Annotated in this window: 20 protein-coding genes; 15 read left to right on the top strand and 5 right to left on the bottom strand. The window is 68.2% G+C overall.

Translation table 11 applies throughout. From position 1 onward, the window contains the following. Positions 1-132 precede the first annotated feature (132 nt). From BG90_RS35250 to BG90_RS17195, 5 genes are all read left to right on the top strand, one after another. The gene (locus BG90_RS35250) at positions 133-606 is read left to right on the top strand and encodes a hypothetical protein (RefSeq protein WP_124072270.1); all 474 of its coding nucleotides are present in this window, start codon (positions 133-135) and stop codon (positions 604-606) included. A 482-nt stretch (positions 607-1,088) separates the two neighbouring features. Then, the gene (locus tag BG90_RS17210) at positions 1,089-1,601 is read left to right on the top strand and encodes a fimbrial protein (RefSeq protein ID WP_010115580.1); all 513 of its coding nucleotides are present in this window, start codon (positions 1,089-1,091) and stop codon (positions 1,599-1,601) included. Positions 1,602-1,723: 122 nt separating this feature from the next. Next, positions 1,724-4,192, top strand: coding sequence for a fimbria/pilus outer membrane usher protein (locus tag BG90_RS17205; RefSeq protein ID WP_081469766.1), 2,469 nt, complete (start codon positions 1,724-1,726; stop codon positions 4,190-4,192). A gap of 22 nt (positions 4,193-4,214) precedes the next feature. Beyond that, the gene (locus tag BG90_RS17200) at positions 4,215-4,964 is read left to right on the top strand and encodes a fimbrial biogenesis chaperone (protein WP_010115576.1); all 750 of its coding nucleotides are present in this window, start codon (positions 4,215-4,217) and stop codon (positions 4,962-4,964) included. Then, positions 4,961-5,986 (top strand): fimbrial protein, encoded by a 1,026-nt coding sequence (locus BG90_RS17195; RefSeq protein ID WP_025989817.1) that lies wholly within the window; start codon positions 4,961-4,963, stop codon positions 5,984-5,986. Before BG90_RS17200 ends, BG90_RS17195 begins: the two co-directional genes overlap by 4 nt. Before the next feature lie 81 nt (positions 5,987-6,067). On the opposite strand, the gene BG90_RS17190 is transcribed toward BG90_RS17195, so the two are convergent. The 4 genes from BG90_RS17190 to capA form a co-directional block, all read right to left on the bottom strand. After that, positions 6,068-7,822, bottom strand: a complete 1,755-nt coding sequence (locus BG90_RS17190) for an ATP-binding cassette domain-containing protein (protein ID WP_010103817.1) — start codon at positions 7,820-7,822, stop codon at positions 6,068-6,070. 118 nt (positions 7,823-7,940) lie between these two features. Further along, positions 7,941-9,683: a lasso peptide isopeptide bond-forming cyclase gene (locus BG90_RS17185; RefSeq protein ID WP_107950806.1), complete on the bottom strand. Its 1,743-nt coding sequence runs from the start codon at positions 9,681-9,683 to the stop codon at positions 7,941-7,943. After that, entirely contained in the window at positions 9,619-10,338 is a 720-nt protein-coding gene (locus tag BG90_RS17180; RefSeq protein WP_010115569.1) for a lasso peptide biosynthesis B2 protein, read from the bottom strand. The genes BG90_RS17185 and BG90_RS17180 overlap by 65 nt, the downstream gene beginning before the upstream one ends. A 52-nt stretch (positions 10,339-10,390) precedes the next feature. Continuing rightward, entirely contained in the window at positions 10,391-10,534 is a 144-nt protein-coding gene (gene capA / locus BG90_RS35245) for a capistruin family lasso peptide (RefSeq protein WP_010103811.1), read from the bottom strand. 583 nt (positions 10,535-11,117) lie between these two features. Between capA and BG90_RS17175 the strand changes: the two genes are divergently transcribed. From BG90_RS17175 to BG90_RS17145, 7 genes are all read left to right on the top strand, one after another. Next, positions 11,118-12,107 carry an AraC family transcriptional regulator gene (locus BG90_RS17175; protein WP_045568248.1) on the top strand — a complete coding sequence of 330 codons (990 nt, stop codon included), beginning with the start codon at positions 11,118-11,120 and terminating at the stop codon, positions 12,105-12,107. Positions 12,108-12,208: 101 nt separating this feature from the next. Beyond that, positions 12,209-13,156 carry a substrate-binding domain-containing protein gene (locus tag BG90_RS17170; protein WP_010115559.1) on the top strand — a complete coding sequence of 316 codons (948 nt, stop codon included), beginning with the start codon at positions 12,209-12,211 and terminating at the stop codon, positions 13,154-13,156. After that, the gene (locus tag BG90_RS17165) at positions 13,150-14,808 is read left to right on the top strand and encodes a sugar ABC transporter ATP-binding protein (RefSeq protein ID WP_107950881.1); all 1,659 of its coding nucleotides are present in this window, start codon (positions 13,150-13,152) and stop codon (positions 14,806-14,808) included. The genes BG90_RS17170 and BG90_RS17165 overlap by 7 nt, the downstream gene beginning before the upstream one ends. Continuing rightward, on the top strand, positions 14,801-15,844 hold the full coding sequence (locus tag BG90_RS17160; RefSeq protein ID WP_045568330.1) for an ABC transporter permease: 1,044 nt from the start codon (positions 14,801-14,803) through the stop codon (positions 15,842-15,844). Before BG90_RS17165 ends, BG90_RS17160 begins: the two co-directional genes overlap by 8 nt. A gap of 226 nt (positions 15,845-16,070) precedes the next feature. Next, positions 16,071-17,174: an erythritol/L-threitol dehydrogenase gene (locus BG90_RS17155; RefSeq protein WP_010115548.1), complete on the top strand. Its 1,104-nt coding sequence runs from the start codon at positions 16,071-16,073 to the stop codon at positions 17,172-17,174. A gap of 32 nt (positions 17,175-17,206) precedes the next feature. Beyond that, entirely contained in the window at positions 17,207-18,757 is a 1,551-nt protein-coding gene (locus BG90_RS17150; protein WP_045568247.1) for an FGGY-family carbohydrate kinase, read from the top strand. Next, the gene (locus BG90_RS17145) at positions 18,754-19,500 is read left to right on the top strand and encodes an SDR family oxidoreductase (RefSeq protein WP_045568246.1); all 747 of its coding nucleotides are present in this window, start codon (positions 18,754-18,756) and stop codon (positions 19,498-19,500) included. The genes BG90_RS17150 and BG90_RS17145 overlap by 4 nt, the downstream gene beginning before the upstream one ends. 390 nt (positions 19,501-19,890) lie before the next feature. On the opposite strand, the gene BG90_RS17140 is transcribed toward BG90_RS17145, so the two are convergent. Continuing rightward, complete coding sequence (locus BG90_RS17140; protein WP_038802607.1) at positions 19,891-20,544, bottom strand: aspartate/glutamate racemase family protein; 654 nt, start codon at positions 20,542-20,544, stop codon at positions 19,891-19,893. A gap of 200 nt (positions 20,545-20,744) precedes the next feature. Here BG90_RS17140 and BG90_RS17135 point away from each other — a divergent pair, with 200 nt between their 5' ends. From BG90_RS17135 to BG90_RS17125, 3 genes are all read left to right on the top strand, one after another. After that, positions 20,745-21,392 (top strand): RNA polymerase factor sigma-70, encoded by a 648-nt coding sequence (locus tag BG90_RS17135; protein WP_010115530.1) that lies wholly within the window; start codon positions 20,745-20,747, stop codon positions 21,390-21,392. 87 nt (positions 21,393-21,479) lie between these two features. Next, the gene (locus BG90_RS17130) at positions 21,480-21,734 is read left to right on the top strand and encodes an MbtH family protein (RefSeq protein ID WP_010115529.1); all 255 of its coding nucleotides are present in this window, start codon (positions 21,480-21,482) and stop codon (positions 21,732-21,734) included. A gap of 41 nt (positions 21,735-21,775) precedes the next feature. Continuing rightward, positions 21,776-22,789, top strand: a complete 1,014-nt coding sequence (locus BG90_RS17125) for a TauD/TfdA family dioxygenase (protein WP_025989814.1) — start codon at positions 21,776-21,778, stop codon at positions 22,787-22,789. The last annotated feature ends 11 nt before the right edge of the window (positions 22,790-22,800 follow it).

Here is a 22,800-nt window from a genome sequence, read left to right as displayed (position 1 = left end):
AGATGCGACGCCCGTCCGTCTAGCGGCCTCGACCGCTCCATATTGCCCGCTGGCCCCGCGCTCGCGAGCCGCCGCGGGTTCCGTCGCGCAAATCAATAAATCACTCGACCTCGCGACGCGCGACGCGCTCGCGTGGACGAGTTGCCTCTCCGCCGCCCGGCATCGACGGAAAGCGCGCGACGCATTCTCGCCGCGATCGCTTCCCGCGGCGCCCGCGACGCCGCTCGAATGCACGAATGCACGCAAGCCGACCGGTATCGGCGCCGTCGAATGCGATCGTGCCGCCAGGCAGCCATCCCGCAGGCAAGCGCGGCAATCGAATCGATTCGACGGCCGCCGACGCAGCGCCGACCAATCACATTCGCCGACCATCGAGGCTGTCCGGTTCGAACGGCGGGCGAGGGCGGTACCCGACCGAATCCGCCGGCCTTTTTGTCCGATGTCCATCTGCAAACGTTTCCTTACGTTCATTTCCGACTGGCAAACGATTGCGCGCGCATGAAATCGGGAATTTTCTTATCTCGTAAATATGAATTTGCATTTGAATTGTCAAATAAATTCAAATTAATGAATATTCACATGATTGCACGGGATGGAAATATGTGAGTTGAACGATTGCATAAGCACGCAAACGATTGCGTAATGAATTATTAATGAGACTGATATCTCAAAATGAATTGAGGGGAATGTTTTGGTGTTGTGATTTGACAACCATTACGAGAGCGTCAGAAAAAAGTCACTTTTTTGACACTTCGCGGGGAGGTCGCGGGCCGCTCGCCGCGAGCAAGCCGAGCGGTTCTTTGGAACTGGTTTGCATCAATTAAAACAATGGCTTGCGTTCCATCCAATAAATATGCCGTGCTCCGTAAAGTGCGGGAAATCGTCTCGCCAGCGATCTTTGCGGAAGCCGCTGGAAAATCGGATGTAAGTCAATTGTCTGACAATTATTTACAAAATGCTTTCCGATTCATTCTGATAATGCGATCCGTCGCGGCGAGCCAAGACCAGCGCATTGCGATGCATTTCCCCGCATTGCGAATACGTCCGACAAATCGTCAAACCCCATTAGTCACGTTACGGAATTAGCCATGAAAAAAGCACTCCTGTCCGCCGTCGCCTGCGCCGCGCTGTCCACGTCGGCGTTCGCCGCCGGCACCGGCACCATCAACTTCACGGGCGAGATCGTCGCGGGGGCATGCGGCATCGACGCGGGTTCGGTGGACCAGACCGTGCGTCTCGGCTTCGTCCCGGCGAACACGTTCAAGGCAGCCGGCGACAAGTCGACCCCGCAGAAGTTCGACATCAAGCTGGTCGACTGCGACACGAGCGTCGCGCAGAACGCGTACTTCACGTTCACGGGCACGTCGAACGCAACGCAGCCGAAGCTGATCGCGACGGTCGGCTCGGCGAAGAACGTCGGCATCCGCCTGCAATCGGCGTCGGGCGAATACCTCGACAACGGCGCGGAGCAGAAGGGCCCGGTCGTGCTGAGCAACGGCACGAGCGTCGCGCGCTTCGCCGCGATGTACGAATCGACCGCCGCGGGCGTCACGCCGGGCACGGCCGACGGCGTCGCGAACTTCACGGTCCGCTACCAGTAAGCCGGCGCGGCTCGTCGAGCCGCACCGCGAGGAAAGGGCGCGCGTCTTTTCCTCGCGCGAATCCCCTTCGCTTTCCCGCTTTTCCCGCGATCCCCATCCCGTTACGGTTTCAGTCAGTCGGCGTGCGAATCAGACCTTCCTTCTTCTGCGTGTCCATGCTGGTCGCCGGCAGCCATGTCCAGGCGACGGAGTTCAATTCGTCGTTCCTGAGCATCGACGGCGCGAGCGACGTCGACCTGTCGCAGTTCTCGCAGGCGGACTTCACGCTGCCGGGCGCGTATCTGCTCGACGTGCAGGTCAACGAGGTGTTCTACGGCCTCCAGCAGGTCGAATTCGTCGCGCAGCACGAAGGGGAAGGCGCGCGCGCGTGCATCGCGCCCGCGCTCGTCGCGCAGTTCGGCCTGAAGAAGTCGCTCGTCAACGACATGCCTCGCTTCATGGGCGGCCGCTGCGCGGATCTCGCCGCGATCGAAGGCGTGACGATCCGCTATCAGAAGGGCGAAGGGCGCCTGAAGATCACGATTCCGCAAGCCGCGCTCCAATTCGCCGACGCGTCGTATCTGCCGCCCGAGCGCTGGAGCGAAGGCGTCGACGGCGCGATGCTCGACTATCGCGTGCTCGCGAACGCGAATCACGCGTTCGGCAGCGGCGCGCAGCAGAACAACTCGGTGCAGGCGTACGGCACGATCGGCGCGAACTGGGGCGCGTGGCGCTTTCGCGGCGACTATCAGGCGCAGACGAACGCGGGCGGCTCCGTCTACGCGGACCGCACGTTCCGCTTCAATCAGCTCTATGCGTATCGCGCGCTGCCGTCGCTGCAGTCGACGCTGTCGTTCGGCGAGATCTACGTCGATTCGGACATCTTCAGCACGTTCTCGATGTCGGGCGTGGCGCTCAAGAGCGACGACCGGATGCTGCCGCCGTCGATGCGCGGCTACGCGCCGCTCGTCGCGGGCGTCGCGCGCACGAACGCGATCGTCAAGGTGATGCAGGACGGTCGCGTGCTGTACATGACGAAGGTGTCGCCCGGCGCGTTCGCGCTGTCGAATCTCAACACGAGCGTGCAGGGCACGCTCGACGTCGTCGTCGAGGAAGAGGACGGCTCCGTCCAGCGCTTCCAGGTCGCGACCGCATCGGTGCCGTTTCTCGCGCGCGAAGGCCAGTTGCGCTACAAGACCGCGATCGGCAAGCCGCGCACGTTCGGCGGCGCGGGCATCACGCCGTGGTTCGGCTTCGCCGAGGCCGCGTACGGGCTGCCGTTCGACGTGACCGTGTACGGCGGCCTCATCGCGGCGTCCGGCTATACGTCGGTCGCGTTCGGCATCGGCCGCGACTTCGGCCGCTTCGGCGCGCTGTCGGCCGACGTCACGCATGCGCGCGCGACGCTCTGGTGGAACGGCCAGACGAAGCACGGCAACTCGTATCGCATCAACTACTCGAAGCACTTCGACGCGCTCGACGCCGACGTGCGCTTCTTCGGCTATCGCTTCTCGGAGCGCGACTACACGAATTTCCAGCAGTTCTCGGGCGACCCGACCGCATCCGGCCTCGCGAACGGCAAGCAGCGCTATTCGGCGATGCTGTCGAAGCGCTTCGGCGATACGTCGACCTATTTCTCTTACGACCAGACGACCTACTGGTCGCGTCCGTCCGATCAGCGGATCGGCGTGACGCTCACGCGCGCGTTCTCGCTCGGTGGGCTGAAGAGCGTGAACATGAGCTTCTCCGCGTTCCGCACGCAAGGCGCGGGCGGCGCCGGCAACCAGGTGTCGCTGACCGCGACGCTGCCGCTCGGCGAGCGCCAGACGCTCACGTCGAGCGTGTCGGCGGGCCAGGGCGGCACGAGCGTGAACGCGGGCTACATCTACGACGGCATGAACGGCCGCACCTATCAGCTGTACGGCGGCACGACCGACGGCCGCGCGTCCGCGAACGCGAGCTTCCGCCAGCGCACGCCGTCTTACCAGTTGACCGCGCAGGCGTCGACGGTCGCGAACGCGTACGCGTCGGCGTCGCTCGAGGTCGACGGCTCGCTCGTCGCGACGCGCTACGGCGTGACCGCGCACGCGAATGGCAACGCGGGCGACACGCGCCTGCTCGTGTCGACCGACGGCGTGCCCGGCGTGCCGCTGTCCGGCTCGTACGCACGCACCGACTCGCGCGGCTATGCGGTGATCGACGGCGTGTCGCCGTACAACGTGTACGACGCGACCGTGAGCGTCGACAAGCTCGGCCTCGACACCGAAGTGACGAACCCGATCCAGCGCACCGTGCTGACGGACGGCGCGATCGGCTACATCAAGTTCAACGCGGCGCGCGGACGCAACGTGTTTGTCACGCTGACGGGCGACGACGGCGCGCCGGTGCCGTTCGGCGCGTCGGTGCAGGACGCCGAGACGGGCAAGGAGCTCGGCATCGTCGGCGAGGCGGGCGCCGCGTACCTGACGCAGGTGCAGCCGCGCGCGAAGCTCGTCGTGCGCGCCGGCCCGAAGACGGTCTGCACGCCCGCCGCGCTCCCCGACACGCTGCAGCTCGACGGCACGCCCGTGCCCGTCGCCTGTGAATCCGCGACGCGGCACGCGTCGCGCTGACCGATCCGACCGACTCGATCCGATGATGAATATGACCACACGACTCTTTTCCGTTTCGAACGCGCGGCGCGCAGCCGCCGCGCTCCTCGCCGCGCTCGCGGGCGCCGCGCATGCGGCGATCGTGCCGGACCGCACCCGCGTGATTCTCAATGAAGGCGAGCAGGCCGCGATCGTGACGATGTCGAACAAGAGCGATTCGTATCCGTATCTCGTGCAGTCGTGGCTCGAAGACGAGCACGGCAACAGGATCACGACGCCGCTGATGGTCGTGCCGCCGCTGCAGCGCGTCGAGCCGAACGAGCGCAACGTGCTGCGGATCGCGCGGATGCCGGGCGCCGCGCTGCCGGCCGACCGCGAATCGGTGTTCTATCTGAACATCCGCGAGGTGCCGCCGAAGACCGACACGCCGAACGCGCTGCAGATCGCGCTGCACACGCAGATGAAGCTGTTCTACCGGCCGGCGGGCGTACAGCCCGCGCGCGACGAGGACCCGACGCTGCCGATGACGCTGCGCGTCGATCCGGCCGCGCACAGGCTCGTGCTCGACAACCCGACGCCGTACCACGTCACGGTCGTCGCGCTCGCGGCGGGCGCGAACAAGACGTCGCTGCCGCTCGATCCGGTGATGGTGAATCCGAAGGGCACGGCGAGCGTGCCGTTCTCGGCGTCGGCGGGCGGCGGTCTCCACGTCACGCACGTCGACGACTACGGCGGCCAGGTGACGGTCGAGTACGCATGCGACGGCAATGCGTGCCGGAGCGTGAAGCGATGAGCTCGCTCGCCCGTCTTCTGCCGCGGCGCACGCCGGGCTGGCTCGCGTGGGCGTGCGCGGCGCTCCTCGTCGCGCTCGCGCAGCCCGCGTGGGCGGTGCGCTGCCTGACGAACAGCGGCCAGACCTCGCTCACCGAGCCGATCGGCAACGTCGCGTCGTATCCGACCGACGCGCCCGACGGCTACGTGATCTGGATTTCTTCGCCGCGCACGACGGACGGCTATTGCTACAAGGATCTCGGCGGCGCGGGCAATCTGAACATCGTCGACAACATCTACTTCTACGCGAATCCGGACGGCAAGAACCCGGCCGCGTGGGGGCTCGAGATCGGCATCCGCTATCAGGGCGTCGACCACTTCGGCGCCGGCAGCCGTCCCGGCACCGGCGTGCCGACGGGCTTCGCGGTGCCGCCGTGCTCGCAGGCGGACTTCAACGCGAAGCGGTGCCCGAAGATTCCGATCAGCATCACGTACCAGGTGGTCGTGCGCAAGAAGGGCACGTGGGTGCAGCCGCCGGGCGACGTCTACACGGTGTTCCAGTTCGACGGCGAGAAAGGCCTGAACAACACGAACCCGAGCTTCCAGTACCGGCTGAGCGGCCTGCAGAACCTGAAGCCGACGCCGTGCATGGTCGACGTGACGGTGACGCCCGAGCCGGGGATCGTGAAGTTCGGGCAGATCCAGTCGTCCGGCAACGGCTTTTCGCCGGCGGTGCCGCGCAAGCAGTTCAGTTTGGCGTTGACGAAGAAATGCAGCATACCGGTGCGCGTCGACGGCTACTTCGAGACGTCGCAGACCGTGCGCAACGGCCTGCTCGTGCCGCGGAGCGACAGCAATTTCGGGATCGGCATCGAGGACAGGAACGGCAACGCGATCCCGTTCAACCAGCAGTTCGTGCTCACGCAGATGCCAAGCAACGTGTCGTATCAGAACATCGTGCTCGATGCGGTGCTGAAGTCGTTCGGCGCGCCGAAGATCGGGCCGTTCACCGGGACGGCGACGATTCGGTTGTTCATCTACTGAACCTCGTTCGCTTGCGTCCGTGTCCGCGTCCGCGCGATTGTATGCGCGAGCGCCGTTGCGGCGCACGCGGACGTTCGCCCATCATGCCTTCGCGTCGGCGGGCTCGGGCTGGCGGCGCCAGAACGTCCGGTATTCGTCGCACGTGTCGACGAGGCGCCGGTGCGGCCCCGCCGCGACGAGCCGCCCGCCGGACAGGAACAGCACCTGGTCGGCCGCCTCGACGTTCGCGATCCGGTGGGTGATCAGCACGAGCGTCGTCCGCTTGCCGAGGCGCTCGCGCAGCATCGCGATGCCGAGCGCGTCGCTGTGCGGGTCGAGCCCCGACGTCGTTTCGTCGAGGACGATCGCGGGAACGTCGACGCCCATCAGCCTGACGAGCTCGACCTTCTGCACCTGGCCGCCCGACAGGCGCGCGCCGCCTTCGCCGACGTCGCCGTCGAGATCGATGCGCCGGCCGTCCTTGTGGAACGCGAGGCGCTCGAGCAGCCGGGTCGCGTCGTCGTCGGACAGCGTCGACGGGTAGTAGCGGACGTTCTCCCGCAGCGAGCGGTTCAGGAGCGCGACGTCCTGTGGCACGTACAGCGCGAAGTGGTGGCGCGCGTCGTCGTCGACGCCGTACAGGTCGACGTCGCCATACGCGACGACGCCTTCGTCGGGCGGCAGCAGCCCGGCGACGATCTTCGCGAGCGTCGACTTGCCCGAGCCGTTGTGCCCGACGATCGCCGTGTAGCTGCCCGCCGGCAGATCGAACGACATCGGCTCGATCGCGAAGCGATCCGCGCGGCGAAACGCTAGCCGGCGAACCGCGACGTGCGCGGCCGAGCCGCCCGGCTGCCGATGGGCGTCGACGGCGGCGGCCGGGCGCGGCGCGATCTCGAGCGCTTCGCGCACGTTCGCGAGCGCCGCGCCCGCCTGGCGCAGCACGAATCCGTATGCGCCGAGCGGCAGCGCGAACTGCAGCACGTACGTCTGCAGCAGCATGAAATCGCCGAGCGTGATCCGGCCGGCCGCGATGTCGCGCACGCACAGCACGAACATCGCCGCCATGCCGAGCGCGATGATGCCGTACTGATAGGCGGCCGCGCGCGTGAGCAGCCACGAGCGCCGCCAGTCGACGTCGAGCCGCGCGCCGGCTCGCGCCGCGACGTAATCGATTTCCCGCGCGAGCGCGCCGTTGTAGACGACGCGCGGCGCATTCGCGAGCACGTCGCCGAGCGCGGCCGACAGCGCGCCCGCGGCCTCGTTCGTCGTCGCCGCGCTCTTTTCGTATTGCTCGGCCGACAGGTGGGAAAACACGAAGTAGGCGGCCAGCACGGCGAACAGGATCGCCGCGTATCGGAGCGGCACGAGCAGCGCGATCAGCACGAGCGCGACGACGAGCTGGAGCGCGACGGGCGCGATCTTCCACAGCACGCCTTCGATGATCACCTGCAGGCTGTACGGCAAGCGTTCGAGGAGGCCTTGCACGTAGCCGCTATCGCTCGACGCGCGGTTCGCGAGCGCCGGAAGCTGCGCATGCAGTGCGCGGCGCAGCAGCGTATTCGACGTGGCGTGCACGATCCTGCCGGTATACGCGAGCAGCGCGATCGACGAGATCGCGGACGCGGACCACAGCACGGCGAACAGCACGATGTCGACCGACGCCTTCGCGGCGTCGAACCGCGCGCGCGACATCTCGTCGACCGCGAGCTTCAACGCGATCGGGCCGAGCAGCATGCAAGCCGACGTCAGCGCCTCGACCAGCACGCCGGCGACGATCAGCTTTCTCGCGTGCGTTTCCTTGTCGAGCATCAGGCGGATGACGTCCGCCAACGAGCGTAGTGCGGCGAGCTTCATGTCGATTCGCGATCGTGCCGGAAAGCCGGCGTTGCGGATGAGAGGAACCCGGCTCCGGCGCGCGGCGGGACCGGATGCGGCCGCGCGCGCGCCGTCGGGGGCGCGGCGAAACGGTTCGTCAGCATATCGCAGCGGGTCGATTCGTCATGAAATTCTGCCAGGACGCGCAGAAGATTTCCACGCATCCGACGAGCGCGAGGCTGATCGCGGCCGCGTTCTGTCCGACGCGCACCGCCTTGAGCGCGCGCTCGAGCTCGGCCTCGTCGATCTTGCCGCTGCGCATCAGCACGCCGTCGCGGATCAGTTCGCGAAACGCGTCGTAGTGCGACACGATGCCTTTCACGAAGCCGATGCCGAACGATCCCTTGGTTCTGCGCCACAGCACGTCGACAGGCGTATGCGCCGCCGCGATCTCGCGCAGCACGATCCGGTCGTTGCGGTGATCGAAGCTGTCGTAGCTGCGCAGGCCGAAGGTCGCCTCGACGACCGGCTGCGCGAGATACGGATTGAGCCGGTTCGTGTACGCGGCGTCGGTGACGGGCGTCATGATCGACACGAACCGGTCGAGCACCGAGACCGACTCGTCGAGCGGCGCGCCCGCGCGCCGGATGCGCGCCGGCCCGGCCGCCGCGCGCGGCGCGTGCGACGCGAACAGCTTCGACATCGTCTGCTGCGACGCCGGCGCGTCCTGTCCGAACAGCCGTCTTCGCAGCGCGATCTTCGCCGCCATCAGCAGGATGCGCGGAATCGAATCGTTGTGCAGCATCGCGAGCTTCTCCGCCGTGCGCAGCGCGAACGACCAGCCCTTGCCGCGAAGCGCGTCGAGCACCGCGCTCGCATCGGGCACCGCCTTGAACAGCAGATCGCCGCCCTGGCCCTCGAGCAGCACCGACGACGCGCCGATCGCGCTCGACACCGCCCGGTCGATGCCGAGAAACAGCATGTCCTGGCTCAGCGTGGCGGGCGGGGTCGGTGCGATTCGCTCGGAGAACGGCAAATGACGGTCGATGTCGATGCAGATGAGCTCCGCGCCGATCGAATCGGCGACGCGCGCCGCCATGTCGCGCTCGTAGCAGTCGGGCGACGACGTGGAGAACAGATGGACGGCGGCGAGCGGCGCTTCCGCGCCGAGCGCCTTGCGCAGGAAGATCGCGCCCGCGGACGAATCGACGCCGCCCGACAGCGCGGCGCACACGTTCGGATGGCTGCGCGCGAAGCGCGAATAGACGTCGTCGAGCGCCGCCGCGCACGACGCGCGGATGTCGTCGGCGGCGCTCGCGCGCGGAAGCCACGCGCGCTCGATCGCGCACCGCCCGTCGGCGTCGACGACGAGCGCGCATCCGGGCGGCACGGCGCGAACCGAAGCGAAAGGCGTTTCGTCGAGCGGACCGAACTGCGTGCACGCGAATTCGATCAGGTAGTCGAGGTTCCAGTCGATCGACGCGCCGTCAAGCAGGTTCGCCGCCTGCGGATCGACGTCGACGCGACCGTTCTCGCCCGTCCGGTAATGGAGCCGCACCGAATGCAACGGATCGGGCAGGAACAGCCGGCGACCGGTCGCGGCTTCGTCGAGCACGGCGATGTAGGCGCCCCAGACGAAGCGCGTGACGACGTCGCGCGCGTCGGACAGCGTGCGGGCGCGCGCGAGCGAGCGATCGACGCTCGTGTGCGCGTCGCGCAGGTAGGCGCGGCCGCGGCCGCCCGCTTCGAGCAGCGTCACGCCGATCGGCCGATCGGGGCCGGCCGCGCGGGACAGCAGGCCGCGATGGCCGGCTGCGTCCGTCCACGCGCGCCGTTCAAGCCGCCAGCCCGAACGGGGAGGCGCGTTCGTCGCGTCGAGGCGTTCGATAGATTTCGCCATAGCTCTTTTTCAGGTCCGGTTCGTCGCCGCACACGCGCCCGTCGACTTCGACCCATGCATGGGCGACGAACGGCATCGGCCTCACGCCGATCACGAGTTGAGCGGGCACGTTCTCCCGCCTCAGATGCGTGGCGAGCGCGAGCGACATTTGCACGCACGTGATGCGAAAGGGCGACCAGATCGACGCGCGCAGATAGCGCTCGACCGTGTGCGACGCGTCATCGCCGCGCGCCGGCGCGCCGTTCGCGGGACGGGCGTCGAGCCGATCGAGCACCGAGAGCGCGTGAAAGCCGCGCATCTTGAGCGACGCCGCGCTGCGCACGATGCGCCAGAAGGGCAGCCATTCGAAGCGGGAAGCATTCCGCTTGCCGAGCATCCGGCTTGCCCATATGCCGGAGTCGAATGCGTCGAAGCCCCAGCCGCGGTAATCGGCGATGCGGCTTCGCGCGGCCGCCGGCGATTCGGCGACGAGGATTCGGTCGGATATCAACGGTTTCAATGCGCGCGTCGCGTCGATCGGCTTGAGATCCAGATAATGGTCGGCGAAATCCTTCGCGCATGCGTCGTCATAAAGAAAATAGCGCGACCGTCGTATGTCGAGCGCGACGATCGCCTGATCGAATACCGCGATATGACAATGGCGGGCTGGCATCATGGTTATTTATTGCGGTGGGGCAAAATGCCCCACCTGCTTCATGAAATGCTACTTAATTGAACCCGAAGCGCGAAATGACGCGAGCGTCCGGCGTTTGGAAGCCCGGAGTGCCATGAGTCGAGGAAACCGCGTCAAGGCTGACACCGTTGGAGCCGTGGATCGTCGAACGAAGCAGCTTCGCCAAAAATCGAACCATTTTAATCTCCTAAAAGATATCAAGTGAGCCGGCCGCCTTTCAGGATAGTAAGGCTGCCGGCGTTAGGTTTATAGCATTGCCCGGAAGGAAATTCAATCGGAACATTCTTTTCACGCGCCTACTGATTTTCTGTCCGTCAATTCGGGAATTTATCTTGATAAGGTGATTTATCTTTGACGAAAAAATGAAATCGCGATTTGTCGACTTAATTCGGGAATTTGGAGGCGGAATAAATCCCGCATTGTTTCAGTGGGGCGCATTTTCGCGAAGGCGGCGATCGGCGTGTCGGGCGCCATCGGCGGCGATACCGCCGGACGGCCGGGCGGCCGGAGCTTGGGCGATGCGCCGCCACGCCGCCGCGCACGCGCGAGACCTGCTGCTTCGCACCAAATTTGACGCATCCGGCGTCCGCATTCGTCCGAATTCAAAAAAATATCGGTCCGGTGTCTGATTTTTAGTGGCCGGCCGGATGGCCGGCGACTATCGTTCGCACTACACAAGACGAACGGCGGGGCGCTGCCGGGCGCTCCGACATATCGGAGGAGCGGCGCGCGCGCCGTGGTCTGGAGAACAGGAGGAGCGTGTGCAGCCCGATCTCGAAGTCGTCGACGTGCGCCGCGGCGAGTCGTTCAAGGCGTGGTCGCATGGCTATCCGTACCGCACGGTGCGGTGGCACTTTCATCCGGAGTTCGAAGTGCATCTGATCGTCGAGACGACGGGGCAGATGTTCGTCGGCGATTATGTCGGCGGCTTCGGCCCCGGCAATCTGGTGCTGATGGGGCCGAACCTGCCGCACAACTGGGTGAGCGACGTGCCGGAAGGCAAGACGGTCGCCGAGCGCAATCTCGTCGTGCAGTTCGGCCAGGCGTTCGTGTCGCGCTGCGAGGACAGCTTCACCGAATGGCGGCACGTCGAGACGCTCCTCGCCGACGCGCGCCGCGGCGTGCAGTTCGGCCCGCGCACGAGCGAGGCGATCAAGCCGCTCTTCGCCGAGCTGATCCACGCGCGCGGGCTGCGGCGCATCGTGCTGTTCCTGTCGATGCTGCAGATCCTCGTCGACGCGACCGACCGCGAACTGCTCGCGAGTCCCGCGTACGAAGCCGATCCGTCGACCTTCGCGTCGACCCGCATCAACCACGCGCTCGCGTACATCGGCAAGAACCTCGCGAACGAATTGCGCGAGACCGATCTCGCGCGGCTCGCCGGGCAGAGCGTGAGCGCGTTCTCGCATTACTTCCGGCGGCACACCGGCTTGCCGTTCGTCCAGTACGTGAACCGGATGCGCATCAATCTGGCCTGCCAACTGCTGATGGACGGCGACGCGAGCGTCACCGACATCTGCTTCAGGAGCGGCTTCAACAATCTGTCGAACTTCAATCGCCAGTTCCTCGCGGTGAAGGGCATGTCGCCGTCGCGCTTTCGCCGCTATCAGGCGCTGAACGACGCGAGCCGCGATGCGTCGGAGGCGGCCGCGAAGCGCGGCGCGGGCATCGCCGGCGCGCCGGCGATCGTGCCCGCCGCGCAGGCGCGCGGCGAGGCCCGTCCGATCCCCGAAGTCCTGCTGTCCGGCTGAGCCGGCCCGCGTTCCCGAGCAACCCAGCAAGTCACGCGTCTTCCGGCGCGCCGCTTCCGCGGCGCGCAGGGCGCGCTCATACCTAGAAAACGGAGACAACCATGATGCTTACCGCTTCTTCGACGCCGGCTTCCGGCAACCCGGCCGCGCGCGCGCTGCGCGCCGCGGCGTTCGCGATCGCGCTCGGCGGCGCATGCGTCGCGCACGCGGCGCCGCTCAGGATCGGCATGACGTTCCAGGAGCTCAACAACCCGTACTTCGTGACGATGCAAAAGGCGCTCAACGAGGCGGCCGCGTCGATCGGCGCGCAGGTGATCGTGACCGACGCGCATCACGACGTCAGCAAGCAGGTGAGCGACGTCGAGGACATGCTGCAGAAGAAGATCGACATCCTGCTCGTGAACCCGACCGATTCGACGGGCATCCAGTCGGCCGTCGTGTCGGCGAAGAAGGCGGGCGCGGTCGTCGTCGCGGTCGACGCGAACGCGAACGGCCCGGTCGATTCGTTCGTCGGCTCGAAGAATTTCGATGCGGGCGCGATGTCGTGCGAGTACCTCGCGAAGGCGATCGGCGGCGGCGGCGAAGTCGCGATCCTCGACGGCATTCCGGTCGTGCCGATCCTCGAGCGCGTGCGCGGCTGCCGCGCGGCGCTCGCGAAATTCCCGAACGTGAAGATCGTCGACGTGCAGAACGGCAAGCAGGAGCGCGCGACCGCGCTCACCGTGACCGAGAACATGATCCAGGCGCATCCGAAGCTGAAGGGCGTCTTCAGCGTCAACGACGGCGGCTCGATGGGCGCGCTGTCCGCGATCGAGGCGTCGGGCAAGGACATCAGGCTGACGAGCGTCGACGGCGCGCCCGAGGCGGTCGCCGCGATCCAGAAGCCGAACTCGAAGTTCATCGAAACGTCCGCGCAGTTCCCGCGCGACCAGATCCGCCTCGCGATCGGCATCGGGCTCGCGAAGAAGTGGGGCGCCAATGTGCCGAAGGCGATTCCGGTCGACGTGAAGCTGATCGACAAGGGCAACGCGAAGACCTTCAGCTGGTGAGCGGGCGCTGCGACGAGGCCGACGACATGGATGAAACCATGAGCGGCGCGCGCCGGGCCGCGGTGCCGGACGAGTCCGCGCGCGCGGACGGCGGCGCGGCGCGCGCGCATGACGAAGCGAGCGAGGAAGCGATGGACACGATACTGGCGCTCACCGGCATCACGAAGCGGTTTCCCGGCGTCGTCGCGCTGCAGGGGATCGATCTGCGCGTCGCGCGCGGCGAGATTCACGCGCTGCTCGGCGAGAACGGCGCGGGCAAGTCGACGCTGATGAAGATCCTCTGCGGCATCTACCGGCCGGACGACGGCGCGATCACGATCGACGGCGAGGCGCGGCATTTCGCGAACTATCACGATGCGATCGCGGCCGGCGTCGGCATCGTGTTCCAGGAGTTCAGCCTGATTCCGGATCTGAACGCGGTCGACAACCTGTTCCTCGGCCGCGAGTGGCGCGACCGGTTCGGGCTGCGCGACCGCGCGCGGATGCGCGGCGCGGCGGCGGACATCTTCGCGCGGCTGCGCGTCGCGATCGATCTGTCGATGCCGGTGCGCGCGCTGTCGGTCGCGCAGCAGCAGTTCGTCGAGATCGGCAAGGCGCTGTCGCTTAACGCGCGGATCCTGATCCTCGACGAGCCGACCGCGACGCTCACGCCCGCCGAAGCCGCGCATCTGTTCGGCGTGATGCGCGAGCTGAAGCGGCAGGGCGTCGCGATGATCTTCATCTCGCACCATCTCGACGAGATCTTCGAGGTGTGCGACCGGATCACCGTGCTGCGCGACGGGCAGTACGTCGGCACGACGGACGTCGCGCGCACCGATGTCGGCGCGCTCGTCGAGATGATGGTCGGCCGGCGGATCGAGAACAGCTTTCCGCCGAAGCCGCCCGCGGCGCGCGACGCCGCGCCCGTGCTCGACGTCGACGCGCTGCAGGTGCGCGAGAACGGCCCCGTCAACCGCTTCACGCTGCGCGAAGGCGAGATCCTCGGCTTCGCGGGCCTCGTCGGTTCGGGACGCACGTCGGCCGCGCTCGCGCTGATCGGCGCGAAGCCCGCGCGCGTGCGGCAGATGCGCGTGCGCGGCCGCGCGGTGCGCCTCGCGGACCCCGCCGACGCGCTCGCCGCGGGCATCGGCCTCCTGCCCGAGAGCCGCAAGACGGACGGGCTCGTCACCGCGTTCTCGATCCGCCACAACGTGTCGATCAACAACCTCGGCAAGCACCGCAGCCTGCGCTGGTTCGTCGACGCGGCGGCCGAGACGCGCACGACGCTCGGGCTGATGAAGCGGCTCGGCGTGAAGGCGCCGACGCCGGAGGCGCGCGTCGACACGCTGTCGGGCGGCAACCAGCAGAAGGTCGTGATCGCGCGCTGGCTCAACCATCACGCGCGCATCCTGATCTTCGACGAGCCGACGCGCGGCATCGACATCGGCGCGAAGGCGGAGATCTACCAGCTGATGCGCGAGCTGACCGCGCGCGGCTACGCGATCGTGCTGATCTCGAGCGAGCTGCCGGAGATCGTCGGGATGTGCGACCGCGTCGCGGTGTTCCGGCAGGGACGCATCGAGGCGCTGCTCGAAGGCGATGCGATCGAGCCGAACACGGTGATGACCTATGCGACTTCAGACGTACGCGGAGCGAATCATGAACATGCATGACCGGACGGCCGCGCCGTCGCCTTCTTCTCCCGCGCCCGCCGCCGCGGGCGCCGCGCAGGCCGCGGGCCCGGGCGCGCCGCCGCCCGCCCGCGCGCGCGCGGGGCACGCGGTCGCCGCGCTCAGGCGCTCGACGACGTTCTATCCGCTCGTCGGGCTCGTCGTCGTGTGCATCGCGATGGTGTTCGCGAGCGACAGCTTCCTGAGCGCCGCGAACCTCGAGAACGTGCTGCGGCAGGTGTCGATCAACGCGATCATCGGCGTCGGGATGACCTGCGTGATCCTGACGGGCGGCATCGACCTGTCGGTCGGCTCGGTGATGGCGCTGTCCGGCACGCTGACGGCGGGCCTGCTCGTCGCCGGCATCAACGGTGCGGCGGCGCTCGCAGCGGGCGTCGGCGTCGGGCTCGCGCTCGGCGCGGCGAACGGCTTGTTCGTCGCGTTCGCCGGGATGCCGCCCATCATCGTCACGCTCGCGACGATGGGCATCGCGCGCGGCTTCGCGCTCATCTACACGGGCGGCTATCCGATCGACGGGTTGCCCGACTGGATCCGCTTCTTCGGCAGCGGCAAGGTGCTCGGCGTGCAGATGCCCGTGCTGACGATGCTCGTCGTCTACGCGCTCGCGTGGCTGCTGCTCGAACGCATGCCGTTCGGCCGCTACGTGTACGCGATCGGCGGCAACGAGCACGCGACGCGGCTCTCCGGCGTGCGTGTCGCGCGCGTGAAGCTCGTCGTCTACACGTTCGCCGGGCTCACGTCCGCGCTCGCCGCGCTCGTGCTGACCGGGCGCCTGATGAGCGGGCAGCCGAACGCGGGCGTCGGCTTCGAGCTCGACGCGATCGCGGCCGTCGTGATGGGCGGCACGTCGATCGCGGGCGGCCGCGGCTCGATCGTCGGCACGCTGATCGGCGCGCTCCTGCTCGGCGTGCTGAACAACGGCCTCAACATGATCGGCGTGAATCCGTACGTGCAGAACGTGATCAAGGGCGGAATCATCCTGCTCGCGATCTATATCGGCCGCGAGCGGCGCAAGTGACGAACGTGACGAGCGTGACGCAAGCAGCGGCGGCGCGCGCACCGCACGTCGTGCCCGTCATGCGCCGCGTCGCGGCGAGCGGCGGCAAATGCGGCTCGCGCGACGTAAGTGACGTAAGCGACATGAGCGACATGAGCGGCGGACGTGGCGCACGCGCGTCGCCCGTTCGCCGGCCGCCTCGTCCGGCATCCCTTTTTCATCGAACCCAGCCAGGCAAACCGAAACCATGACGAATCGAGACAACGAAACGGGCAACGATACGCAGCAGATGACGGCGATCGTCTGCCACGCTCCCGAGGACTATCGGGTCGAGCGCGTGACGAAGCCGCGCGCGGCCGCGCGCGAGCTCGTGATCCGCATCGGCGCGTGCGGGATCTGCGCGAGCGACTGCAAGTGCCATTCCGGCGCGAAGATGTTCTGGGGCGGCCCGAGCCCGTGGGTCAAGGCGCCCGTGATTCCCGGCCACGAGTTCTTCGGCTACGTCGAGGAGCTGGGCGAAGGCGCGGCCGAGCACTTCGGCGTCGCGCTCGGCGAGCGCGTGATCGCCGAGCAGATCGTGCCGTGCGGCAAGTGCCGCTACTGCAAGTCGGGCCAGTACTGGATGTGCGAGGTCCACGACATCTTCGGCTTCCAGCGCGAGGTCGCCGACGGCGGGATGGCCGAATACATGCGGATTCCGCCGACCGCGATCGTCCACAAGATCCCGCTCGGCATCTCGCTCGAGGACGCGGCGATCATCGAGCCGCTCGCGTGCGCGATCCACACGGTCAATCGCGGCGACCTCCAGCTCGACGACGTCGTCGTGATCGCGGGCGCGGGGCCGCTCGGCCTCATGATGACGCAGGTCGCGAAGCTGAAGACGCCGAAGCGGCTCGTCGTGATCGATCTCGTCGCCGAGCGGCTCGCGCTCGCGCGCGAATACGGCGCGGACGTGACGATCGATCCGACGCGCGACGACGCGCTCGCGATCGTCCGCGACCTGACGGGCGGCTACGGCTGCGACGTCTACATCGAGACGACCGGCGTGCCGGCGGGCGTCACGCAAGGGATGGACCTGATCCGCAAGCTCGGCCGCTTCGTCGAGTTCTCGGTGTTCGGCAAGGACACGACGGTCGACTGGTCGATCATCGGCGATCGCAAGGAACTCGACGTGCGCGGCGCGCATCTCGGTCCATATTGCTATCCTGTCGCGATCGATCTGCTTGCGCGCGGGCTCGTCACGTCGAAGGGAATCGTCACGCACGGCTTCTCGCTCGACGAATGGGACGAGGCGATCCGGGTCGCGAATTCGCTCGACTCGATCAAGGTGCTGCTGAAGCCGCGCCGCTGACCGCAAGTCGCTAACGGAATCGCGGAGGCGGCATGGAATGCGTGATTGGTGTCGACATCGGCACCCAGAGCACGAAGGCGATCCTGGTCGGCGTGGACGGCGCGATCGTCGCGCAGCGCGCGGCGGCGTACCGGCCGGATACGCCGAAGCCGTTGTGGGCCGAGCAGTGGCCGGCCGTGTGGTTCGACGCGGTGCGCGAGTGCATCGCGCACTGCGTCGCCGATGCGCGCGCGGCGGGCGTCGACGCCGCGTCGATCAAGGCGCTCTGCGTGAGCAGCCTGTACGGCGGCTCGGGGATTCCGGTCGATCGCGGGATGCGGCCGCTCCACCCGTGCCTCATCTGGATGGACCGGCGCGCGACCGGCGAAGTCGACTGGGTGCGCGCGAACGTCGACGTCGAGCGGCTGTTGGCGATCACGGGCAACGGCGTCGACAGTTACTACGGCTACACGAAGATGCTGTGGCTGCGCGACAAGCGGCCCGACGTATGGGCGAACATCCGCTATTTCGTGCCGCCGAACGCGTACGTCGCGTATCGGCTGACGGGCGAGCTCGCGGTCGACCACAGCGCCGCGGGCAACATCGGCGGCGTGTACGACCTGGATCGCCGCGACTGGTCCGACGAAGCGCTCGACATGCTCGGCATCCCGGCGACGATGATGCCGGAGCGGCTCGTCGATTCCGACGCGGCGGTGGGCGGGCTCCTCGCGCGATGGGCGGACGAGCTCGGGCTGCGGGCGGGCACGCCGGTCGTCGCGGGCGGCGTCGATGCGGCGGTCGCGACGTTCGCGGCGGGCGCGACGCGGCGCGGCCAGCACGTCGCGATGATCGGCACGAGCATGTGCTGGGGCTACATCGCGGAGACGACCGACGCGCGGCGCGGGCTCGTCAGCATGCCGCACGTGTTCGACGGCCGCCGCGATCTGTACGTGTTCGGCGGCGCGATCACGGCGGGCGCGTCGGTGTCGTGGTTTCGCGAGCAGTTCTGCCATGCGGAGGTCGAAGCCGCGCGCGCGACGCCTAGCGGCGACGCGCATCGCCTGCTCGAGGCGGCCGCCTCGCAAGTGCCGGCAGGCAGCGACGGCGTGATGTTCCTGCCGTACCTGATGGGCGAGCGCAGCCCGGTGTGGGACGCGAAGGCGAGCGGCGCGTTCGTCGGCCTGTCGCTCTATCACACGCGCGCGCATCTGTATCGCGCGGTGCTCGAAGGCGTCACTTACGCGCTGCGGCACAACATCGCGGCGGGGGCGGCCGGCACGGGTGCGCTCGCGCTCGACGACCGGCTCGTCGTGGTCGGCGGCGCCGCGCATTCGGATCTGTGGATGCAGAGCGTCGCCGACATCACCGGCTACCCCGTATGCACGATCGCCGAGGACGTCGAAGCCGCGATGGGCGCGGCGCTCCTCGCGGCGGTCGGCGCGGGGCTCGTGTCGCGCGACGCCGCGCGGCGAGGCTGGGTCACGCTCGCCGAGCGCGCGCGTCCCGATGCGCGGCGCGCGGCGCTCCACGATGCGCGCTTCGCGCTCTACGCCGGGCTTTATCCGGCGCTCCAACCCTTCATGCACGGACTGCAGACATCATGAGCGCCGCATTCGATTTCAACGGCCGATCGATCCTCGTGACGGGCGCATCGGGCGGGATCGGCCGCGCGGCGGCCGTCGCGCTGCGCGGCTGCGGCGCGCGCGTCGTCGCCGCCGCGCGCAACGTGCGCGAGCTCGAGCGGCTCGCGCACGAGACGGGCTGCGAGCCGCTCGCACTCGACGTCGGCGACGAAGCGTCGGTGAGCGCGGCGCTCGGCGGCGAGCGGATGCGCGACGCGTTCGACGGGCTCGTCAACTGCGCGGGCGTGACGCGCCTCGCCGCGGCGATCGACACGAAGGGCGACGACTTCGATCGCGTGATGGCCGTCAACGCGCGCGGCGCGATGCTGGTCGCGCGGCACGTCGCGCGCGCGATGATCGATGCGGGGCGCGGCGGCAGCATCGTCAACGTGTCGAGCCAGGCGGCGCTCGTCGCGCTGCCGTCGCATCTGAGCTATTGCGCGTCGAAGGCGGCGCTCGATGCGATGACGCGCGTGCTGTGCGTCGAGCTCGGGCCGCACGGGATTCGCGTGAACAGCGTCAATCCGACCGTCACGCTGACGCCGATGGCCGAGCACGCGTGGAGCGATCCCGAGCTGAGCCGGCCGATGCTCGCGGCGATTCCACTCGGACGCTTCGCGAGCGTCGCGGACGTCGTCGCGCCGATCCTGTTCCTGCTGAGCGATGCGGCGGCGATGGTGAGCGGGGTGGCGTTGCCCGTCGACGGGGGGTATACGGCGCGTTAGCGCGGTGCGCGAGGGCGACGCGCGTCGCTGGGTGCTTCGCGCCTCGTGCTTGGTGGTTGGTGCTTCGTGCTTCGTGCTTCGTGCGGCGAGCGGTGTGCCGTGAGCAATGAACAATGAGATGTGAGCACTGAGCGGCGCGCAGCGGGCAGAGCCGGGCGAGAAGAGGGCGGGCCTGTCGGGGCCGCGACAGGCGTCATCCGGCCAGCGCTCGCAGCCGCTCTTCCGCAACCGACATCCTCGGCGCGGCGGAATCGACGGAACGCGCACGCGGAAAATACCGGTTTCGGCGCCGCGTGCGGCGGGACGCGCCGATGCTCGAACAGCGCGACGCTCATGCGTCCACGGCGATTCTGAACCGGGGCGCTGCGCGGCCGGCGCGTGCAGCGCCCGTCAGCGCAGCCGCGCGACGACGCTTGCGAGCGCAGCCTCCGGCACCGTCAAAGGCGGCGGTCCGAGCGTCACGTCCGGCGCGGCAATCGCCATCGACGTCTGAGCGAACGCGACGACGTCGAAGCCTTGCGCATACGCGGCGTCGGCCGCTTGCGCGAGCAATGCGCGGTAGCCGGCCGCATCGCCCGCGCGAAAGCGCGTCCACGCATCCGGGACGATCCACACCTCCATCTGCGCGCCCGCGGCGCGCGCTTCCTCTTCGAACAACCGGCGAGTCGGCCGCTCGGTGCTCGGCGCCGCGCACAGCACGGCGACGCGCCGGCCGGCCTGCGCGCACGCGCGAGCGAGCGCCGCGTCCGCGCGCACGATCGGCTTCGGATGCGCGGCGAGCGCATCGACGCTCGGCCCGAGCGTCGAGCAATTGAGCAGCACCGCATCGGCGTCGCGCGCGAGCGCGACGAGCGCCGCCCGGGTTTGCCCGGCAATCGGGGCGGGCAGGCCGGAACCGGTCGCGGCCGCGCGCTCCGCGGCGGCGAGCAGTTCGGGCCGCACGCAATGCGCGAGCGATCCGGGCGCAAGGCCGAGCGCGGCGGCCGCGCGCTCGAAGAGCGGCACGTTGCTGTCGGCGGTATGCAGGCAGGCGATGAGCGGCATCGGAAAAGGGCGCGACGAGCGCGGCGGAGGGGGCGAACGCTGCATCGTAGCGTCATCGTTTCATTGCCGGCAACGACCGGCAGGCGAAATCCCGCAAAACGACAAATCCCGCGTGATTATCAGGTTATCAATAAATCAGATTGAGAACGATTCGCGTTTACGTTAGATTGCCGTCATTGAGCAAAACATCTGGAGAATCCATGGCGGAAGTGCTCGCTCGGCCGGCGCCGGCAAAACCGTTACCGATCCTCGATTCGACCGCCGCGTTCCCGTCCGGCCCGCGCGCGGCGTCCGCTCCCGCGCACGGCGCGCTCGTCGACGTGCTCGTCGCGAACCGGCCGATGCTCGTGAAGCTCGCGCGCGGCTTCGTCGGCTGCGCGAGCCGGGCCGAGGACGTCGTCCACGACGTGTTCGTCAAGCTCGTGGATTTTCCGAACCAGGATGCGATCAGGCAGCCCGTCGCGTACGTGACGCGAATGGTGCGCAATGCGTCGATCGACGCGTGCCGCCGCCAGACGCTCGAGAACACCTATCACGCGGACGAGGACGACGGCCTCGACGTGCCGTCGCCGGAGCTGTCGCCCGAGGCCGCGCTCGTCGTGCGCGACACGCTGCGCCACGTGTACGACGCGCTCGCGCAGTTGCCGGCGCGCAGCCGCGCCGCGTTCGAGATGGTGCGGCTGCGCGAGGAGACGCTGCAAAGCGCGGCGCGCGCGCTGAACGTGTCGCAGACGCTCGTGCATTTCATGGTCCGCGACGCCGAGCGGCACTGCGTCGCGTGCGTCGATGCAGCCGCGCGCGGGCTCGCATGCCCGGCGTTCTGCGACGGCCGCGCGCGCAGCCGGTAAAAAAATGCGTGCGCGATTCGTCTATCGAGTAGACGCGGCGCGCGCCGTGCGCCGCCTTCCCAACTTTTCCAGCGAGCTTCCTCGACCATGACGCAAGCCCAGCAACCCTCGAACCCGCCGGCCGCCGCGGCCGCCGACGCCGACGACATCGTCTACACGGTCGTCGTCAACGACGAAGAGCAGTACTCGATCTGGCCGACGTTCCGCGCGGTGCCGGCCGGCTGGCGCGAAACCGGCGTGCGCGGCCCGAAGGCCGACTGCCTCGCGCACATCGAGACCGTGTGGACCGACATGCGTCCCGCGAGCCTGCGCCGCCATCTGGACGCGGCGAACGCGTCGTAATTCCGGCGCGTATCGCGTCCGTATCGCAAGAGGATTCCCGGATGACTCAGCTTTCGATGCCGGCCGTTGCGGCCCGCCCGACGCTCGACGACCTGCGCGTCGAGCCTGGTTTGCCGACCGTCGTGTCGCCGCGCGAAGGCGCGGACATCGCGCTCCACGAAGCCGCGCCGCTGTTGCGCGAGATCGCCGGCGACGTCGTCGAGCGCGCGGGCGGCGTGCTTTTCACCGGCTTTCACGTCGCGTCGATCGAGACGTTCCAGCGCTTCGCGGCCGATTTCGGCGATCCGCTGATCGGCTACGAGTTCGCGTCGACGCCGCGCAGCCAGGTCGAGGGCGCGGTGTACACGTCGACCGAATACCCGCCGCACCGCTCGATCCCGCTGCACAACGAGCAGTCGTACACGCGCGAGTGGCCGCTGCGGATCTGGTTCCACTGCGCGCTCGCCGCGCGCACGGGCGGCGCGACGCCGATCGCCGACAGCCGTGCGATCCACCGCGCGCTCGATCCGGCGCTCGTCGCGCGCTTCGCCGAACGCGAGCTGCTGTACGTGCGCAACTTCGGGCAGGGACTCGATTTGCCGTGGCAGCAGGCGTTCGGCACCGACGATCCGCGCGAAGTCGAGCGCATCTGCGCGGCGCGCGGAATCGACTGCGAATGGCGCGAAGGCGACGACGAACCGCTGCTGCGCACGCGCGAACGCTGCCAGGCGGTCGTGCGCCATCCGCGCACGGGCGAGCTCGTGTGGTTCAACCAGGCGCATCTCTTTCACCTGTCGGCGCTCGACGAGGACATGCAGGAAGCGCTCGTCGACGCGGTCGGCATCGAGAACGTGCCGCGCAACGTCTATTACGGCGATGGCGCGCCGCTCGAAGCCGACGCGCTCACGGAGATCCGCGGCGTGCTCGAACGGCAGCGGATCGTGTTCCCGTGGCGAACGGGCGACGTGCTGATGCTCGACAACATGCTGACCGCGCACGCGCGCGATCCGTTCGAAGGGCCGCGCAAGGTGGTGGTCGCGATGGCGCGGAGCCACCGCGAACAGAAGGGCGGTTAGCGGATGAAGAA

The organism is Burkholderia oklahomensis C6786 (genome assembly GCF_000959365.1).
Classification (GTDB): Bacteria; Pseudomonadota; Gammaproteobacteria; order Burkholderiales; family Burkholderiaceae; genus Burkholderia; species Burkholderia oklahomensis.
The sequence above is the reverse complement of the archived record's forward strand: the minus strand, read 5'-3'. Positions and strand labels throughout refer to the sequence as shown.

Coding starts and splice junctions, on each gene's coding strand:
- BG90_RS17170 (WP_010115559.1), top strand. CDS start 12,209: ATGATGCTTACCGCTTCTTCGACGCCGGCTTCCGGCAACCCGGCCGCG.
- BG90_RS17125 (WP_025989814.1), top strand. CDS start 21,776: ATGACTCAGCTTTCGATGCCGGCCGTTGCGGCCCGCCCGACGCTCGAC.
- BG90_RS17160 (WP_045568330.1), top strand. CDS start 14,801: ATGCATGACCGGACGGCCGCGCCGTCGCCTTCTTCTCCCGCGCCCGCC.
- BG90_RS17185 (WP_107950806.1), bottom strand. CDS start 9,683: ATGGCGAAATCTATCGAACGCCTCGACGCGACGAACGCGCCTCCCCGT.
- capA (WP_010103811.1), bottom strand. CDS start 10,534: ATGGTTCGATTTTTGGCGAAGCTGCTTCGTTCGACGATCCACGGCTCC.
- BG90_RS17130 (WP_010115529.1), top strand. CDS start 21,480: ATGACGCAAGCCCAGCAACCCTCGAACCCGCCGGCCGCCGCGGCCGCC.
- BG90_RS17150 (WP_045568247.1), top strand. CDS start 17,207: ATGGAATGCGTGATTGGTGTCGACATCGGCACCCAGAGCACGAAGGCG.
- BG90_RS17200 (WP_010115576.1), top strand. CDS start 4,215: ATGATGAATATGACCACACGACTCTTTTCCGTTTCGAACGCGCGGCGC.
- BG90_RS17180 (WP_010115569.1), bottom strand. CDS start 10,338: ATGATGCCAGCCCGCCATTGTCATATCGCGGTATTCGATCAGGCGATC.
- BG90_RS17195 (WP_025989817.1), top strand. CDS start 4,961: ATGAGCTCGCTCGCCCGTCTTCTGCCGCGGCGCACGCCGGGCTGGCTC.
- BG90_RS17140 (WP_038802607.1), bottom strand. CDS start 20,544: ATGCCGCTCATCGCCTGCCTGCATACCGCCGACAGCAACGTGCCGCTC.
- BG90_RS17210 (WP_010115580.1), top strand. CDS start 1,089: ATGAAAAAAGCACTCCTGTCCGCCGTCGCCTGCGCCGCGCTGTCCACG.
- BG90_RS17135 (WP_010115530.1), top strand. CDS start 20,745: ATGGCGGAAGTGCTCGCTCGGCCGGCGCCGGCAAAACCGTTACCGATC.
- BG90_RS17155 (WP_010115548.1), top strand. CDS start 16,071: ATGACGAATCGAGACAACGAAACGGGCAACGATACGCAGCAGATGACG.
- BG90_RS17190 (WP_010103817.1), bottom strand. CDS start 7,822: ATGAAGCTCGCCGCACTACGCTCGTTGGCGGACGTCATCCGCCTGATG.
- BG90_RS17145 (WP_045568246.1), top strand. CDS start 18,754: ATGAGCGCCGCATTCGATTTCAACGGCCGATCGATCCTCGTGACGGGC.